This window comes from Streptacidiphilus carbonis, assembly GCF_000787775.1.
In the GTDB taxonomy this organism is placed as follows: Bacteria; Actinomycetota; Actinomycetes; order Streptomycetales; family Streptomycetaceae; genus Streptacidiphilus; species Streptacidiphilus carbonis.
This window is the reverse complement of the sequence record NZ_BBPM01000022.1, coordinates 25,816-39,748: the sequence shown is the minus strand read 5'-3', so window position 1 is coordinate 39,748 and position 13,933 is coordinate 25,816. Positions and strand designations below refer to the sequence as shown.

Here is a 13,933-nt window from a genome sequence, read left to right as displayed (position 1 = left end):
AAGGCGCCCGGACCGCCCGCCTGGATCGCCGCGTACGGAGCTCCGCCGAGACCGCCGGGGACCGGGCTGGGCCCGGATCAGGCCAGGTGGGCGTTGACGGCGCGGGCCTCGGGGGCCAGTTCCGGGCATTCGAGGACGGTGCGGCCGGACTGCTGGAGGAGTTCGACGCCCTGGCAGTCGGCGACGAAGCGGGCGGGTTCGCGCCAGGCGAGGACGATGCGGCGGATGCCGGAGGCCAGGACGAGCTGGGCGCAGGGGGTGGGGCGGGAAGCGCGGGTGCTGCAGGGTTCCAGGGTGGTGTAGAGGGTGGCACCCGGGAGCCGGGGGTCGTCGGGGGAGAGCTTGGCGAGGGCTGCCTCTTCGGCGTGGACCTTGGGGTCGCCGCCCTCGCGGGAGTGGCCGCGCGCCAGTTCGGTGCCGTCCTCGGCGATGATCAGCGCGCCGACGGAGTAGGCGGTGTCGGAGGGCGGGCAGAGGCGGGACTCCGCGATGGCCTCGGCCAGCAGGCGGCGGTCGGCCGGGGTCAGCGGGGGGCGGTCCACCAGGTAGCGGAGCAGGGCGGTGTCGCCGAGGGCGCGGGTCCCGGCGAGGGTCATCCGGTGGGCGGCGTCCTGGGGGAACAGGCCGGGGCGGACGAAGCCGGGGGCCGCTGCGTCGCCGACGAAGAAGGGGGCGACGGCGAGTTGGATCTCGTCCACCAGACCCGCCGTCAGGAACAGGGTGTGCACCGCTCCCCCGCCCTCGACCATCAGCCGGCGCACGCCACGGGCGCCCAGGTCGTCCAGGACGGCGCCGGGGTTCAGCCGTGCGCCGGTGCCCACCACGTCCGCGAGCGGCCCCAGCCGCGCGGCGAGGGCCGGGGCGACGGCGTCCGGGGCGTAGGCGACCCTGGCGACGCCGTGGTGCCAGAAGCGCTGGTCCGGATCGAGGTCGCCGCTGCCGGTCAGCACCACCCGCAGCGGCTGCTCGGGACGGCCCCCGGCACTGCGCCCGGCGCGCCGGTCAGGGCTGTTGACCAGCAGCCGGGGGTCGTCGCCGCGGAGGGTCCCGGCGCCGATCAGGATCGCGTCGCTGTCCGCGCGCAGCCCGTCCACCCGGTCGAAGTCCTCCGGGGAGGACAGCAGCAGCCGTTCCGGCGAGGTGTCGTCGATCCGGCCGTCCACCGACATGGCGGCGCTGAGCAGGACGTAGGGGCGGGTGTCGGTCATGGCGGCGCTGGTCCTCAGTCCTGGTCGTGCCGGGTCGCCGGCTCCGCTTCCGGGGTCAGCCAGGTCAACCCTGCCACAACCGGTTCCGGCTGCCGCACGGCGACGGCGACGGCGTGGCCGTCGGGGGCGGGCAGGTCGGCCATCGCCCAGTCCGGGGGGCCGGGCTGCTCGCTGCCGACGTAGTCGAGGTCGAGGCCGCGGCCCAGGCCGGTGCCGAGGCCCTTGAGGTAGGCCTCCTTGCGGGTCCAGAGCCGGGCGAAGGCCACCGCGGGGTCGGCCGCTGCGGCGATCTCCGCGCGTTCGGCGGGGTGCAGTGCGGAGGCGACGTCGGCGACGGTTCCGGGCCCGGGCAGGGTCTCGACGTCCACGCCGACCGGAGCCGCGGCCACGGCGATCGCGACCAGGGCCCCGGCGTGGGACAGCGAGAACTCCAGGGACCGCTGCTCCCCCGCGAGCACCGGCCGCCCGTGCGGGCCGCCGCAGCAGGGGCAGGCGTCCCGGTCGAAGCACACCAGCGCGGGGTCCAGGCCCAGGCACTCGCCGAGGACCTGGCGCAGCATCACATGGGCGGCGGTGTAGCGGTTCCGCAGCCCGGGACGGGCGAAGGCGGCCGCCCTGGCCCGTTCCTCCGGGTCCAGCACGGCGGCCCGGTCGGTGAAACTCCGGTCCGCGTCCCCGCCGGCCGCACTGCCGTCGGCCCACCCCAGCCACACCCGTACCGCGTCCATCGGGCCAGCCTATGCGGTTCCGCGCGGGGCACGGCGGCTCGGGGCGGCTCGGGGCGGCTCAGGACACCCGGACCCCGGCCGCCTCCGCGATCAGGCGGGCGGTCACCTCCCCGGCCCGCAGGGCGTGGTCCGCGGTGGCGCCGCGGCAGCGGCCCAGGCCGCGGTCGTACTCGGCCATCACCACGCCGGAGTGGTCCGAGTCCGACTCGGTGAGGGTGACCGGCCAGCCCCGCGACCGCAGCGCGGCGGCGAACTCGCGGGAGCGGGCGACGTCGACGACGGCGTCGGCGGTGCCGTGGTGCAGCCGGACCGGGACCGGGGTGGCCCGGGAGCGGGCCAGCTCCGCCATCACGGTCGGGTACATCAGCTCGTCCTCGGAGTTGTAGTTGCTGCCGAGGCCGACGACGGCGGCCGGCCGCCAGCCGTCGGCGCTCGCCGCGGACGGCCGCAGCGCGGTCGCCAGGGCGGCGCGGCCGCCCAGGGACCAGCCGGCCAGCACCATCCGCCCGGCGTCGCCGCCGTGCCGGGCCGCGCGGGTGCGCGCGTAGGCGAGGGACTCGCGCAACTGCCCCCAGCCGCCGTCCGGTGCGTCCGTGCGCCAGTCGGGGACCAGGACCAGCAGGCCGTGGCCGGCCACCTCCCGGGCCAGCGTGGCCATCACCGCCCGGTTGTCGGCGGGGCGGCCGTGCCACAGCAGCACGGTGGGGACCAGGTCCCCGGGCGGGGAGGCCGGCCGGTAGACGTCGAGCAGCTGCCCGCTGGGGCCGTAGCGAAGGCCCCGTCGCATCTCGACACGGACCGCGAGTTTGTTCATGCAGGTCTCTTGGGCCGCAAGGAGTCTGCTGAAACCTCAGTGCGCACGGTATGCGGCCACCGCTGGTGGGCAGGGAACCGCTATGACGAGCAGCCATATCGAGAAGGAACGCAAGTTCGACGGCATGGTGGACGCGGCTCTCCCCGCCCTGGACGGGCTCCCCGGCGTCTCCGAGATATCCGACCCGGACGTCGAGAACCTCGACGCGGTCTACTACGACACCGCTGATCTGAGGCTGCTGGAGCACGGCATCACGCTGCGGCGGCGCACCGGCGGCCATGACTCCGGCTGGCACCTGAAGCTGCCGGTCGGACCGGACGAGCGCCATGAGGTGCACCTGCCGCTCAACGCCGGCGCGCCAGGGCGGGTGCCCCGCGTGCTCACCCAGCGCACCCGGGCGTACGCGCGCGGTCAGGCGCTGATCCCGATCGTGCACCTGCGCACCCAGCGGCGCCGCCGACTGCTGCTGGACTCCGAGCACCGGTCGCTGGCCGAAGTGGCGCAGGACGCCGTGTCGGCCCAGGTGCTGGCGCCGGAGCGGTTCGCACCGGAGGCCGCGGAGCAGGCACAGCCCGCCGTCCCCACCCAGCGCGAAGGTCACAGCCGGCACCGGGGCGGCGGCAGCTCCGCGGTGCTGACCTCGTGGACCGAGGTCGAGGCCGAACTCGTGGAGGGCGGCGCCGACCTGCTGGACGCGGTGGAGCAGCGCTTCTTCCGCGCAGGCCTGCGCCGCTCCTCCAGCCCCTCCAAACTGGCCCGGGCACTGGGCCGGGACACCATGGGACGGGGGACCATGGAAGCAGCGCCCGGCCGCCGCGCCCGGGGCAAGGGCCAGGACGGCAAAGGGCAGGACGGCAAAGGGCAGGACGGCAAAGGGCAGGACGGCAAAGGGCAGGACAAGGGCATGGGCCGGAAGCAGGCTGCCAGGCTCGGCGCCGGCACCGTCGGGGCCGCCGTCACCGCGCTGCTCCGCGCGCAGGTCCAGCAGCTGATCGCCCTGGACCCGGCCGTCCGCGCGGACGAGGCCGACGCCGTGCACCAGATGCGCGTCGCGGTGCGGCGGCTCCGGAGCACCCTGCGCACCCATCGGCGGCTGCTCGCCGAGGAGCCCGGCCGGGCACTGGCCGAGGAGCTGCGCTGGCTCGGCGCGGTACTGGGCGAGGCCCGGGACCGGGAGGTGCTGGGGGCCAGGCTGGGCGCGGAGATCGGACGGCTGCCGGCCGCGGAGTGCCCGGGCCCGGTGCGCGAGCGGATCGACAGCTGGGCCTCGGCCGAGTACCGCCGCTCCTGGAAGCGCGCAGTCGCCACCCTGGACGGCCCCCGCTACTTCACCCTGCTGGACGGCCTGGAGGAGTTGGCCGCCAGGCCGCCGCTGCGCGGCCGGGCCCGTCGCGGCGCGGTCGCGGAGTTCCGCCGCATCGCCCGCCGGGAGCAGCGCCGGGTGACGGCGCGAGCCGACGCGGCGGCGGCCGCACCGGCCGGATCGCAGCGCGACCAGGCGCTGCACGCGACCCGCAAGGCGGCCAAGCGGGCCCGGTACGCCGCCGAGGGCGCCCGGCCAGCGGTGGGGAAGCCCGCCAAGCGGATGGCCAAGGCGATGAAGCGGCTGCAGCAGCTGCTCGGCGAACGCCAGGACGCACTGCTGGCCTGCTCCGCGCTGCCGGAGCTGGCAGCCGTCGCGCACCGGGCCGGCGAGGAAGGCTTCGGCTACGGCGTCCTCTACGCGGGCCAGCGGGCCGCGGTGGCCGAGGTGGACCGCCGGTTCCCCGCCTGTCGGCGCAAGGCCGCGAAGCGCAGGCTCTCCCGCTTCCGGTAGGCCGCCTTCCGGTGGGCCGCCGTCCGGGCCGGTGTCGTACCCGCGGATCAGGGCAGGTGAACGGATGGACAGGTGATCCGAACTGCTCATGAGGACGGGCGGGGGAGCCACGGTGAACATCTTCGAACGGGCCCTGCGCTCCGTGGACGGGGCCCAACAGAATCACCGCGCAACAGCGTTCACCGTCGGCGTGGTCAAGAAGTTCGGCGACGACCGGGGCGGCCAGCTCGCCGCGCTGATCACCTACTACGCCTTCGCCGCGGTGTTCCCGCTGCTCCTGCTGCTCACCACCAGCCTGGGCTTCGTCCTGCACGGCAACCCGGCCGCCCAGCGGGCGGTGCTGCACTCGGCGCTCGCCGACTTCCCCATCATCGGCAACCAGTTGCAGGACAACGTGCACTCGCTGCAGGGCACCGGCGCCGCCGTGGCCATCGGCGTCCTCGGCCTGCTCTACGGCTCGCTGGGGATGACCCAGATCCTGCAGTTCGCCATGGCCGAGGTGTGGAACATCCCCGGCACCGAACGGCCCGGCTTCTTCCCCCGGATGGGACGCGGGCTGCTGATGCTGGTGGCCCTGGGCCTCGGCCTGGCCCTGAGCACCGCCACGGCCGGCCTGGTCGGCTTCCTCGCCCACGGCGCCCTGGCCTGGATCGGCGGCCTGCTGGGCTCGGTCGCCGTCAACATCGGCCTCTACCTGATCTGCTTCCGGATCCTCACCCCGGAAGAGGTGACGCTGGCCCAGCTCCTGCCCGGCTGCCTGGTCGCGGGCCCGGCCTGGACCGCGCTGCAGACCTTCGGCGGGATCCTGGTGGCCCATCAACTCCGGCACTCCACCCAGGTCTACGGCTTCTTCGGCACTGTCCTCGGACTGATCTCCTGGCTCTACCTCGCCGCTCAGATCACCATGTACGCCGCCGAGGCCAATGTGGTGCGGGCCCGCCGGCTGTGGCCGCGCACCCTGATGCAGCCGCCGCTGAACCGCGCGGACCGGGAGGTGCTGGACGCCATCGTGAAGCAGGAGGAACGGCGGCCCGAGCAGCAGGTGCGCACCTCCTTCAAGGACGAGGACACCGGGGAGCAGCCGTCCGGCAAGGAGACCGCCTGAGGGGCCGATCGACCCAGGACGCAGAGTGCCTGGGACGCAGAGTGCCTAGGACGCAGAGCGTCTGGGACGCAGAGTGCCTAGGACGGGGCGCGGTCCCGCGGCGGCGCGGCGTCGGCCGGCTGCTCCGGTCCGCGGCCGACGGCGACCCGGGGCAGGGCCTGCGGGTGGTGGTCGCGGAGGAAGGCGATCAGCCCCTCGCGGATCCAGCAGCGCAGGTCGAAGGCCTCCGGGGCGTCCCTGGCCGTCATCAGCGCCCGGACCACGATGGTGCTCGGGGTGGTGTCCACCACCTGCAACGCCTGCCCTCTGCCGTCCCACAGCTCGCTCTTGCGCAGCAGGGCCAGGAACTCCGCCCGCAGCGGTTCCACCGGGGTGGTGTGGTCGAGGTGGAGCAGCACCGTGCCGGTCATGCTGGGATCGTTGCGGGACCAGTTCTCGAACGGCTTGCCGGCGAAGTAGGACACCGGCATGACGATGCGCCGCTGGTCCCAGGTGGCGATGACCACATAGGTGAGGGTGATCTCCTCGACGGTGCCCCAGTCCCCGGCGACCACCACCGAGTCCCCGATCCTGACCATGTCGCCGAAAGCCAACTGGAGTCCGGCGAACAGGTTGGCCAGCGTGCTCTGCGCGGCGACCCCGGCGACCAGGCCGATCAGCCCGGCCGAGGCCAGCAGGCTGGCGCCGACGGTCCGCACGCCCGGGAAGGTCAGCAGCATCGCGGCGATGGCGACGACCGCGGTGGCCGCGCCGGATATCCGGCGCATCAGGTCCGCCTGGGTCCGGACCCGGCGGATCCGGGCCGGGTCCCGGGGGCCGGTCGCATAGGAGTTGAGGCTGAGGTCGATGGTCAGCGCGATCACCCTGGCCACCAGCCAGGACGAACTCATGATGGCGGCCAGCACCAGCATGTGCCGGGCCGGGCCGCGCAAACCCTCGGCCAGTCCGGCCCCCGGCTCGCCGAGCAGTGCGATCGTGCTGACCAGGGTGAGCAGGAACGGCATCCGGCAGCGGCGCAGCAGCACCCACAGCGGTGTGTCGGGGCGACGGGCGGTGAGTCTGCCCACGACGGCCTCGGCGATCCTGTTGAGGACCAGGGCGGCGAGAATCGCGCCCGTGATCACCGCCAGCGGTCGCAGTGCTGTCAGGAAGTGCACGTCCGGGACTCCTCACCAGGGTGGCTGATGTCGGGGACTCGTCTCACCGCCCCGGGACGGGATACACCTGCGGGTGACCCGGCGCACTCCTGGGCCCGCCCGGGTCGGCGAAGCGTGCACAATCGAGGGATGTCCCGACGCAGCAAAGCCCGCAACAGCAAGGCACGCACCAGCAGCAGCAGCCGCAGCGGCAGCGGCACGGCGAAGGCCGGCGCGCGCAGGACGGCGGCTGCCCCCGCAGCAACGTTCCCTCTGGACGCCGACTGCCCCTGCGGCTTCGGCAAGCCGTACGGGGAGTGCTGCGGGCCCTTCCACGCCGCCACCACGCCCGAGCCGGGCCGGGCCCCCGTGCCCGCCCCCGCCACCGCGGAGCTGCTGATGCGCTCCCGCTACAGCGCCTTCGCCGTCGGCGACACCGCGTACCTGCTGCGCAGCTGGCACTCCAGCACCCGGCCGCCGCTGCTGGCCCTGGACCCGGAGCAGCGCTGGCTCGGGCTGGAGGTCCTGGGCAGCGGCGAGGGCGGCCCGTTCCACCTCGCGGGCACGGTGGAGTTCCGGGCCCGCTTCGCCGAGGGCGGCGAGGAGGGCGTGCTGCACGAGCACAGCAGGTTCATCCGCGAGGGCGGCATGTGGGTCTATCTGGACGCGCTTCCGGACCGGCCGGGGCGCGGCTGAGGCGCTTGCGCGCCCCCGTTCCCGGAACTGCCGTCCGAGGCTACTGCCAGAGCTGTTCGGCGCCGGTCTCCGGCTCGGCGGCCGGAGCGGGCTCCGGCGCGGGCGCCGGGGTGCAGGTGAAGCCGAGCTTCTCCATCGCCCGGGTGACGTCGGCGGCGCTGAAGTCGCGCCGGTCCTGCTTGGTGATCACGGCGCCGACCTGCTTGACCGGGTAGGTGCGGCGCCCGATCCGGACGGACTCGCCGGTGACCGGCTCGGCCTTCACGTCCTTCATCAGCGCGACGACTTCGCTCGCCTGTAGATAGAAGGAGCAGCCGGCGATGGTGACGCGCATCGTGCCTCGCAGTCGGGGGGAGGGATGTCTGGGGGGACGGGGGTGGCGTCCGTACCTGCCAGCCTTGCACAGCCTGCCCCGGACGGAAAGAACGGCTGCGTCGGCGCGGCGTGTGCTAGCTTTGGAGGCGTTGCAGTTTTGGTGTTCCCATGAACGTTGTGTGCGCCTGGCGGGTCGACAGTGACCGCAGGCGCACTTTTGTTTTTTCCGGCCCTCTGTGCCATGTCGCAGATCTGTGTCTTGTCGCAGCCGGAGCGGGGCGATCATCGCGGCGACTCGGACACCGCACGTCGCGGCGCCCGAACTCTGCCCCTGAAGGAGACAGATCATGGCCAGTGGAACCGTGAAGTGGTTCAACGCCGAAAAGGGTTTCGGCTTCATCGAGCAGGACGGCGGCGGCGCCGACGTCTTCGCGCACTACTCGAACATCAACGCCCAGGGCTTCCGCGAGCTGCTCGAGGGCCAGAAGGTCGAGTTCGACGTCACGCAGGGCCCCAAGGGCCCGCAGGCGGAGAACATCCGCCCGCTGTAGTCCGATGTGGTGAGGGGCCCGCCGTCCTCGGACGGCGGGCCCCTCATGCTGTCGGCGCCGTGGGCAGCCCGTAGGCGCGGACGGCGGTGCCGGCCAGCACCGCCCGGCGCTCGTCGGCGCCGAGCGCTGCGACCAGGGCGCGGTTGGTGTCCATGACCCGGCCGTAGTCCGCCGCGAGGGTGCAGACCGGCCAGTCGGAGCCGGCCATCAGCCGGTCCGGGCCGAAGGCGTCCAGAGCCGTTTCGGCGTAGGGACGCAGGTCGGCAGGGGTCCAGCTGTCCCAGTCGGCCTCGGTGACCAGGCCGGAGAGCTTGGCATGGACGTTGGGACGGCGCGCCAGCTCGCGCAGCAGACCCGCCCAGGGCTCCAACTCGCCCGCCGCAACCGGCGGTTTGGCCAGGTGGTCCAGGACGAAGGTGAGCCCGGGCAGAAGTTCCGCGGCCCGGGCCGCCGCCGGGAGCTGGTGCGGCAGCACCAGCAGGTCGTAGGCCAACCCGGCCCCGGCGACGGCGGCCAGGCCGCGCAGCACCTCGGGACGGACCAGCCAGTCGGGGTCGGGCTCGCCCTGGACCTGGTGCCGGACGCCGACCAGGTACGCGCCGCCGGGCCCCTCCCGCAGCGCGGCGAGGACGTCGGCGACGGAGGGCGCGGTGAGGTCGGTCCAGCCGACCACCCCGGCGACCAGGCTGCTGTCCGCCGCCATGGCGAGCAGCTCCGGGGTCTCCTCGGCCACGGTGACCGTCTGCACCAGCACACTGGCGCCGACCCCCGCCGCCCGCGCCTGCGGCTCCAGTTCGGACACGGTGAAGTCGCGGCGCAGCGGCGCCAGTTCAGCGCCGGTCAGCCAGTCCTGGTCGCGGACCGAGAGGTCCCAGACATGGTGGTGGGCGTCGACGGCGCCGAACGGGTCGGTGCGGCTCACAGTTCCCACACCACCGGGAGCACCGCCGAGGCACCGTCGGACGAGTAGTCATGGGCCACGTCCAGCAGTCCGGCCATCCTGGCCTGCCAGGCGATGTTGACCGGCAACCGCTCCAGCGCGGCCAGCAGGCCCGGGTAGTCCGCGCACTCCAGCAGGTGGAACAGGTCGGTGCCGCTGCGCCAGATCGTCCAGGAGGTGGCTCCGGCCGCCCGGATCGCGGCGCTGAGCTCGGGCGGCACCTCGCGGTGGGCCTGCTCGTAGGCCTCGATCCGGTCGGCGCGGACCCTGGTGTGCAGGGCGACTCTCATACGGTCGGCTCCCATTCGACGGGCGTCGGGTTCCATGGCGCTGCCGGCCCGGGCATCAGCGCACCCCCTCCTCGGCGAGCTCGGCCCAGAGCGCCGCCGGGATCTCCCGGCGGTACTGCGCCAGTGCGTCCTCGACCTGGGCCGCGTCCCGCAGCCCCAGCAGCACCCCGGCGACGGCGGGCTGGCGCAGCGGGTAGCGGGCGGCGGCGGCGCGCAGCGGGACGCCGTGCCGCTCGCAGAGCTGCTGCAGCCGCAGCGCCCTGGCCAGGGTCTGTTCCGGTGCCGGGAGGTAGTCGTAGGTGGCGTCGGGGCGCGGGTCGGCCAGCAGGCCGGAGTTGAAGACCCCGCCGACGACCACGGAGACCCCGCGCCGGGCCGCCTCCGGCAGCAGTTCGTCCAGGCTGCTGCCGTCCAGCAGCGAACAGCGGCCGGCCAGCAGCACCACGTCCAGGTCGGTCTCCCGGACGAACCTGGCCGGCAGCGCGTTCTGGTTCATGCCGACGCCGATGGCGCCCACGACGCCCTCCGTGCGCAGCTGCTCCAGCGCCGGATAGGCCTCGGCGAGGGCCTGGTCGGCGTGGTCGTCGGGGTCGTGGATGAAGACGGTGTCGACCCGGTCCAGACCCAGCCGGACCAGGCTCTGCTCCAGGCTGCGGCGCACCCCGTCGGCGCTGAAGTCCCAGACCCGCCGCTGCGTGGCGGGGACCATGAAGCCCTGGTCGTCCCTGCCGGTCGCGCCGGGGTCGGGCACCAGCAGCCGCCCGACCTTGGTGGAGAGGGTGTACTCGGCGCGCGGACGGTCCCGCAGGGCGGCGCCGAGCCGGCGCTCGGACAGGCCCAGGCCGTAGTGCGGCGCGGTGTCGAAGGAGCGGATGCCCCCGTCCCAGGCCGCCGCCACGGCCTCGGCCGCGTCCTGGTCGCTGACCTCGGCGAACAGGTTGCCGATCGCGGCCGCGCCGAAGGACAGCTCGGTCACTTCGGTGCTGCTGCGGCCCAGCGGGTGCGCTCGCATCGTTCCTGCTCTCGTGGTCGTCGATGGGTGTTCGGCGGCTCAGTTCCCGCTCGGCGGCCGGAGCCGCAGGCCCTGCATACCACCGTCCACGGCCAGCGCGGTACCCGTGACCGACCCGGCGGCAGGGCTGAGCAGGTAGGCGATGGCGGCGGCCACCTCCTCGGCGCTGACCAGCCGGCCGTGCGGCTGACGCGCCATCAGCGCGGCCCGCTCGGCCGCCGGGTCGTCGGCGGAGTCGAGCAGTCTGCTGATCCAGGGGGTGTCCGCCGTCCCGGGGTTGACGCAGTTGACCCGGATGCCCTCGCGGATGTGGTCGGCGGCCATGGCCAGGGTGAGCGACAGCACCGCGCCCTTGCTCGCGCTGTAGAGGGCGCGTTGCGGCAGCCCGGCGGTGGCCGCGATGCTGCAGGTGTTGACCACGGCGGCGTGCGCGGAGGCGCGCAGGTACGGCAGCGCGGCGCGGCTGGTGCGCACGATGCCGAGCACATTGACGTCCAGCACCTGGTGCCACTGCTCGTCCGGATTGTCCTCGACGGTCCCGGCCGCGCCGATGCCGGCGTTGTTGACCAGCAGGTCCAGCCCGCCCAGCGCCTCGGCGGCGGCCGTGACGGCGGCGCGCACCGCGGCGTCGTCGGTGACGTCTGCGGTGAAGCCCAGCAGTTCCTTGGGCAGGTCGTCCGGCAGTCCGCCAGTGCCGCGGTCCAGTACGGCGACGGCCGCGCCGCGTTCGGCCAGCAGCCGCGCCGTCGCCAGGCCGATGCCGGAGGCCCCGCCGGTGACCAGGGCGCGGAGCCCGGTGAGTTCGCGCGGGCCGGTCGGTTCGCTCATACGGGCAGCTCCTCGGGTTGGCTGTGCAGGTCGGCGGCCCAGAAGGCGCCGTCGGGGTAGCTGAAGCGGGCGATCGACCCGGGGTGCATCCGGGCCGAGAAGCCGGGCCCGGTGGGGGCCAGGTAGCGGCCGCGCCGGATCCGGACCGGGTCGACGAAGTGCTCGTGCAGATGGTCGACGTACTCGATCACCCGGTCCTCGGTGGTCCCGGACAGGGCCACGAAGTCGAACATGGACAGGTGCTGGACCAGCTCGCACAGCCCCACCCCGCCCGCGTGCGGGCAGACCGGGACCCCGAACCTGGCGGCCAGCAGCAGGATCGCCAGGTTCTCGTTGACCCCGCCGACCCGGGCCGCGTCCAGCTGCAGCACGTCGATCGCCCCGGCCTGGAGCAGCTGCTTGAACACGATCCGATTCTGCACATGCTCGCCGGTGGCCACCTTCACCGGGGCGACCGCGGCCCTGATCGCCGCATGCCCGAGGACGTCGTCGGGGCTGGTGGGCTCCTCGATCCAGTACGGGTCGAACTCGCCCAGCGCCCGGGTCCACCGGACCGCCTCGTCGACGTTCCAGCGCTGGTTGGCGTCGATCGCCATTCGGATGTCGGGACCCACGGCCGCCCTGGCGGCGCGGCAGCGGCGGACGTCGTCCGCCAGGTCGGCGCCGACCTTCAGCTTGATCTGGGTGAAGCCGTCCTCCAGCGCCTGGTGCGCCAGCCTGGTCAGCTTCTCGTCGGAGTAGCCGAGCCAGCCCGGCGAGGTGGTGTAGGCGGGGTAGCCCTCGGCGCGCAGCACCGACTCGCGTTCGGCCCGGCCGGCCCGGCCGCGGGTCAGCAGCTCCAGCGCCTCGGCGGGGGTGAGCGCGTCGGCGATGTAGCGGAAGTCGATCTGGCCGACCAGCCACTCCGGCTCGGCGTCGGCGAGGAACTGCCACAGCGGCTTCCCCGCGGCCTTGGCGGCGAGGTCCCAGACGGCGTTGACCACAGCGCCGATGGCCATGTGCATCACCCCCTTCTCCGGGCCGAGCCAGCGCAGCTGGCTGTCGCCGATCAGCGCGCGGGACAGCGTCCCCGGGTCGGCGCACAGCTCGCTGACGGAGCGTCCGAGCACATGCGGGCGCAGCGCCTCGATCGCCGCGACCTGGACGTCGTTGCCGCGCCCGATGGTGAAGGAGAAGCCGTGGCCCTCAAGGCCGTCTCCGGCGTCGGTGCGCAGCACGACATAGGCGGCGGAGTAGTCGGGGTCGGGGTTCATCGCGTCCGAACCGTCCAGCGACCGCGAGGTGGGGAAGCGGATGTCGTGGGTGTCGACGGCGACGATGCGCGCCGCTGGTGCTGCCGGCATGCTGGGGCCTCTCGGGCTGGTGCTCGGGCGGGGGCTGGGACTCGGGCTCGGGCTGGGGCCGGAGGTCGGGCTGGGACTGGCGGACGGACGAGGGCTGGCGGACGGACGGGGGCTGGGCGAAGGGCCGGGGCTGGCCGAAGGGCCGGGGCTGGGCGAAGGGCCGGGGGTCATGCTCGGCCGAGGGTCTGGCGCTGGCTGCCGAGGCCGTCGATGGAGAGCTCCATGACGTCGCCGGGGCGCAGATAGGGGTGGTCGGGCAGGCCGAGGGCGACGCCCGCCGGGGTGCCGGTGTTGATCACGTCCCCGGGCTCCAGCACCAGGTACTGGCTCAGGTAGTGCACGATGTGGGCCACCCCGAAGATCATGTTCTTGGTGCCGGAGCGCTGCCGCTCGACGCCGTTCACCGACAGCGTCAGCCCCAGGTCCTGGGGGTCGGCGACCTCGTCCGCGGTGACCAGCCAGGGGCCCAGCGGATTGAAGGTCTCGCAGGACTTGCCGAGGTCCCACTGGCCCGAGTACTCCAGTTGGAACTCCCGCTCGGACACGTCGTTGCTGACGGCGTATCCGGCGACGGCCCGCAGCGCCTGCTCCGGCGAGTCCAGGTAGCGGGCCCGGCTGCCGATCACCACCGCGAGCTCCACCTCCCAGTCGGTCTTCACCGAACCCCTGGGGATCAGCACCTGGTCCTGCGGGCCGACGACCGTGCCCGGGTCCTTCATGAAGACCACCGGCCTGCTCGGGATGGCCGCGCCGGTCTCCTCGGCGTGGTCCCGGTAGTTCAGCCCGATGCAGACGACCTTGCCCGGACGGGCCAGCGGCGCGCCGACGCGCGCCCCCGCACCGTCCAGCTGGGGCAGCGTCCCCGCCGCGACGGCCGTCCGTACCCGTTCGATCCCGCCGCCGGCCAGGAAGGCGCCGTCGATGTCGGGGGTGAGACCGGAGAGGTCCCGGAGCACGCCGTCCGCACCGAGGAGCGCCGGACGCTCCAGACCGACCGGTCCTACGCGCATCAACTTCACGCTGTGTGCCCATTCTTGAGGTTCCATCAGAAAGGCCGGGAGGCGGTTTCACCAGCACGGTCCGCGACTGCCGGTGACTCTACCCAGCCTTCCGCCCTCCCACAAGCATTCATCGGAGGACTCCGTCGGAAT

15 protein-coding genes are annotated in these 13,933 nt (G+C 73.9%); 4 read left to right on the top strand and 11 right to left on the bottom strand.

Annotated elements, in window-relative coordinates:
* Positions 1-77: 77 nt before the first annotated feature.
* Genes TR46_RS18970 through TR46_RS18960 form a run of 3 tightly spaced genes read right to left on the bottom strand, consistent with a single transcriptional unit; the run spans position 78 to position 2,750 of the window.
* Positions 78-1,208: a dihydrofolate reductase family protein gene (locus TR46_RS18970; protein WP_042402557.1), complete on the bottom strand. Its 1,131-nt coding sequence runs from the start codon at positions 1,206-1,208 to the stop codon at positions 78-80.
* 14 nt (positions 1,209-1,222) lie between these two features.
* On the bottom strand, positions 1,223-1,936 hold the full coding sequence (locus TR46_RS18965) for a 4'-phosphopantetheinyl transferase family protein (RefSeq protein ID WP_063770619.1): 714 nt from the start codon (positions 1,934-1,936) through the stop codon (positions 1,223-1,225).
* Between the two features lie 58 nt (positions 1,937-1,994).
* The gene (locus tag TR46_RS18960; protein ID WP_052432925.1) at positions 1,995-2,750 is read right to left on the bottom strand and encodes an alpha/beta hydrolase; all 756 of its coding nucleotides are present in this window, start codon (positions 2,748-2,750) and stop codon (positions 1,995-1,997) included.
* An 82-nt stretch (positions 2,751-2,832) separates the two neighbouring features.
* On the opposite strand from TR46_RS18960, the gene TR46_RS18955 reads away from it, so the two are divergent.
* Positions 2,833-4,566: a CYTH and CHAD domain-containing protein gene (locus tag TR46_RS18955; RefSeq protein ID WP_042402555.1), complete on the top strand. Its 1,734-nt coding sequence runs from the start codon at positions 2,833-2,835 to the stop codon at positions 4,564-4,566.
* 112 nt (positions 4,567-4,678) lie between these two features.
* Positions 4,679-5,671 (top strand): YihY/virulence factor BrkB family protein, encoded by a 993-nt coding sequence (locus tag TR46_RS18950; protein ID WP_161790154.1) that lies wholly within the window; start codon positions 4,679-4,681, stop codon positions 5,669-5,671.
* 77 nt (positions 5,672-5,748) lie between these two features.
* Here the strand turns inward: TR46_RS18950 and TR46_RS18945 are convergent, their stop codons facing one another.
* Positions 5,749-6,828, bottom strand: a complete 1,080-nt coding sequence (locus TR46_RS18945; RefSeq protein ID WP_152626566.1) for a mechanosensitive ion channel family protein — start codon at positions 6,826-6,828, stop codon at positions 5,749-5,751.
* 129 nt (positions 6,829-6,957) lie between these two features.
* Between TR46_RS18945 and TR46_RS18940 the strand changes: the two genes are divergently transcribed.
* On the top strand, positions 6,958-7,503 hold the full coding sequence (locus TR46_RS18940) for a YchJ family protein (RefSeq protein WP_161790153.1): 546 nt from the start codon (positions 6,958-6,960) through the stop codon (positions 7,501-7,503).
* Between the two features lie 40 nt (positions 7,504-7,543).
* Here the strand turns inward: TR46_RS18940 and TR46_RS18935 are convergent, their stop codons facing one another.
* Positions 7,544-7,837 carry an SCO5918 family protein gene (locus TR46_RS18935; protein WP_042402554.1) on the bottom strand — a complete coding sequence of 98 codons (294 nt, stop codon included), beginning with the start codon at positions 7,835-7,837 and terminating at the stop codon, positions 7,544-7,546.
* Positions 7,838-8,165: 328 nt separating this feature from the next.
* Between TR46_RS18935 and TR46_RS18930 the strand changes: the two genes are divergently transcribed.
* On the top strand, positions 8,166-8,369 hold the full coding sequence (locus tag TR46_RS18930; RefSeq protein WP_030250513.1) for a cold-shock protein: 204 nt from the start codon (positions 8,166-8,168) through the stop codon (positions 8,367-8,369).
* Between the two features lie 43 nt (positions 8,370-8,412).
* Here TR46_RS18930 and TR46_RS18925 read toward each other — a convergent pair whose 3' ends face one another.
* The 6 genes from TR46_RS18925 to TR46_RS18900 form a co-directional block, all read right to left on the bottom strand.
* Positions 8,413-9,291, bottom strand: coding sequence for an amidohydrolase family protein (locus TR46_RS18925; protein ID WP_042402549.1), 879 nt, complete (start codon positions 9,289-9,291; stop codon positions 8,413-8,415).
* The gene (locus tag TR46_RS18920) at positions 9,288-9,599 is read right to left on the bottom strand and encodes an L-rhamnose mutarotase (protein ID WP_042402548.1); all 312 of its coding nucleotides are present in this window, start codon (positions 9,597-9,599) and stop codon (positions 9,288-9,290) included. The genes TR46_RS18925 and TR46_RS18920 overlap by 4 nt, the downstream gene beginning before the upstream one ends.
* A 55-nt stretch (positions 9,600-9,654) precedes the next feature.
* Positions 9,655-10,611, bottom strand: a complete 957-nt coding sequence (locus TR46_RS18915; RefSeq protein WP_042402546.1) for an aldo/keto reductase — start codon at positions 10,609-10,611, stop codon at positions 9,655-9,657.
* 39 nt (positions 10,612-10,650) lie between these two features.
* Positions 10,651-11,439 (bottom strand): SDR family NAD(P)-dependent oxidoreductase, encoded by a 789-nt coding sequence (locus TR46_RS18910; protein ID WP_042402544.1) that lies wholly within the window; start codon positions 11,437-11,439, stop codon positions 10,651-10,653.
* The gene (locus TR46_RS18905; RefSeq protein ID WP_042402541.1) at positions 11,436-12,782 is read right to left on the bottom strand and encodes an L-fuconate dehydratase; all 1,347 of its coding nucleotides are present in this window, start codon (positions 12,780-12,782) and stop codon (positions 11,436-11,438) included. Before TR46_RS18905 ends, TR46_RS18910 begins: the two co-directional genes overlap by 4 nt.
* A gap of 167 nt (positions 12,783-12,949) precedes the next feature.
* Positions 12,950-13,801, bottom strand: a complete 852-nt coding sequence (locus tag TR46_RS18900) for a fumarylacetoacetate hydrolase family protein (protein ID WP_042402538.1) — start codon at positions 13,799-13,801, stop codon at positions 12,950-12,952.
* Positions 13,802-13,933 lie beyond the last annotated feature (132 nt).

Excerpts from the sequence above, each read along its gene's own strand:
- TR46_RS18915 (WP_042402546.1), bottom strand. The coding sequence starts at position 10,611 with ATGCGAGCGCACCCGCTGGGCCGCAGCAGCACCGAAGTGACCGAGCTG.
- TR46_RS18940 (WP_161790153.1), top strand. The coding sequence starts at position 6,958 with ATGTCCCGACGCAGCAAAGCCCGCAACAGCAAGGCACGCACCAGCAGC.
- TR46_RS18935 (WP_042402554.1), bottom strand. The coding sequence starts at position 7,837 with ATGCGCGTCACCATCGCCGGCTGCTCCTTCTATCTACAGGCGAGCGAA.
- TR46_RS18910 (WP_042402544.1), bottom strand. The coding sequence starts at position 11,439 with ATGAGCGAACCGACCGGCCCGCGCGAACTCACCGGGCTCCGCGCCCTG.
- TR46_RS18960 (WP_052432925.1), bottom strand. The coding sequence starts at position 2,750 with ATGAACAAACTCGCGGTCCGTGTCGAGATGCGACGGGGCCTTCGCTAC.
- TR46_RS18920 (WP_042402548.1), bottom strand. The coding sequence starts at position 9,599 with ATGAGAGTCGCCCTGCACACCAGGGTCCGCGCCGACCGGATCGAGGCC.
- TR46_RS18930 (WP_030250513.1), top strand. The coding sequence starts at position 8,166 with ATGGCCAGTGGAACCGTGAAGTGGTTCAACGCCGAAAAGGGTTTCGGC.
- TR46_RS18955 (WP_042402555.1), top strand. The coding sequence starts at position 2,833 with ATGACGAGCAGCCATATCGAGAAGGAACGCAAGTTCGACGGCATGGTG.
- TR46_RS18965 (WP_063770619.1), bottom strand. The coding sequence starts at position 1,936 with ATGGACGCGGTACGGGTGTGGCTGGGGTGGGCCGACGGCAGTGCGGCC.
- TR46_RS18905 (WP_042402541.1), bottom strand. The coding sequence starts at position 12,782 with ATGCCGGCAGCACCAGCGGCGCGCATCGTCGCCGTCGACACCCACGAC.
- TR46_RS18970 (WP_042402557.1), bottom strand. The coding sequence starts at position 1,208 with ATGACCGACACCCGCCCCTACGTCCTGCTCAGCGCCGCCATGTCGGTG.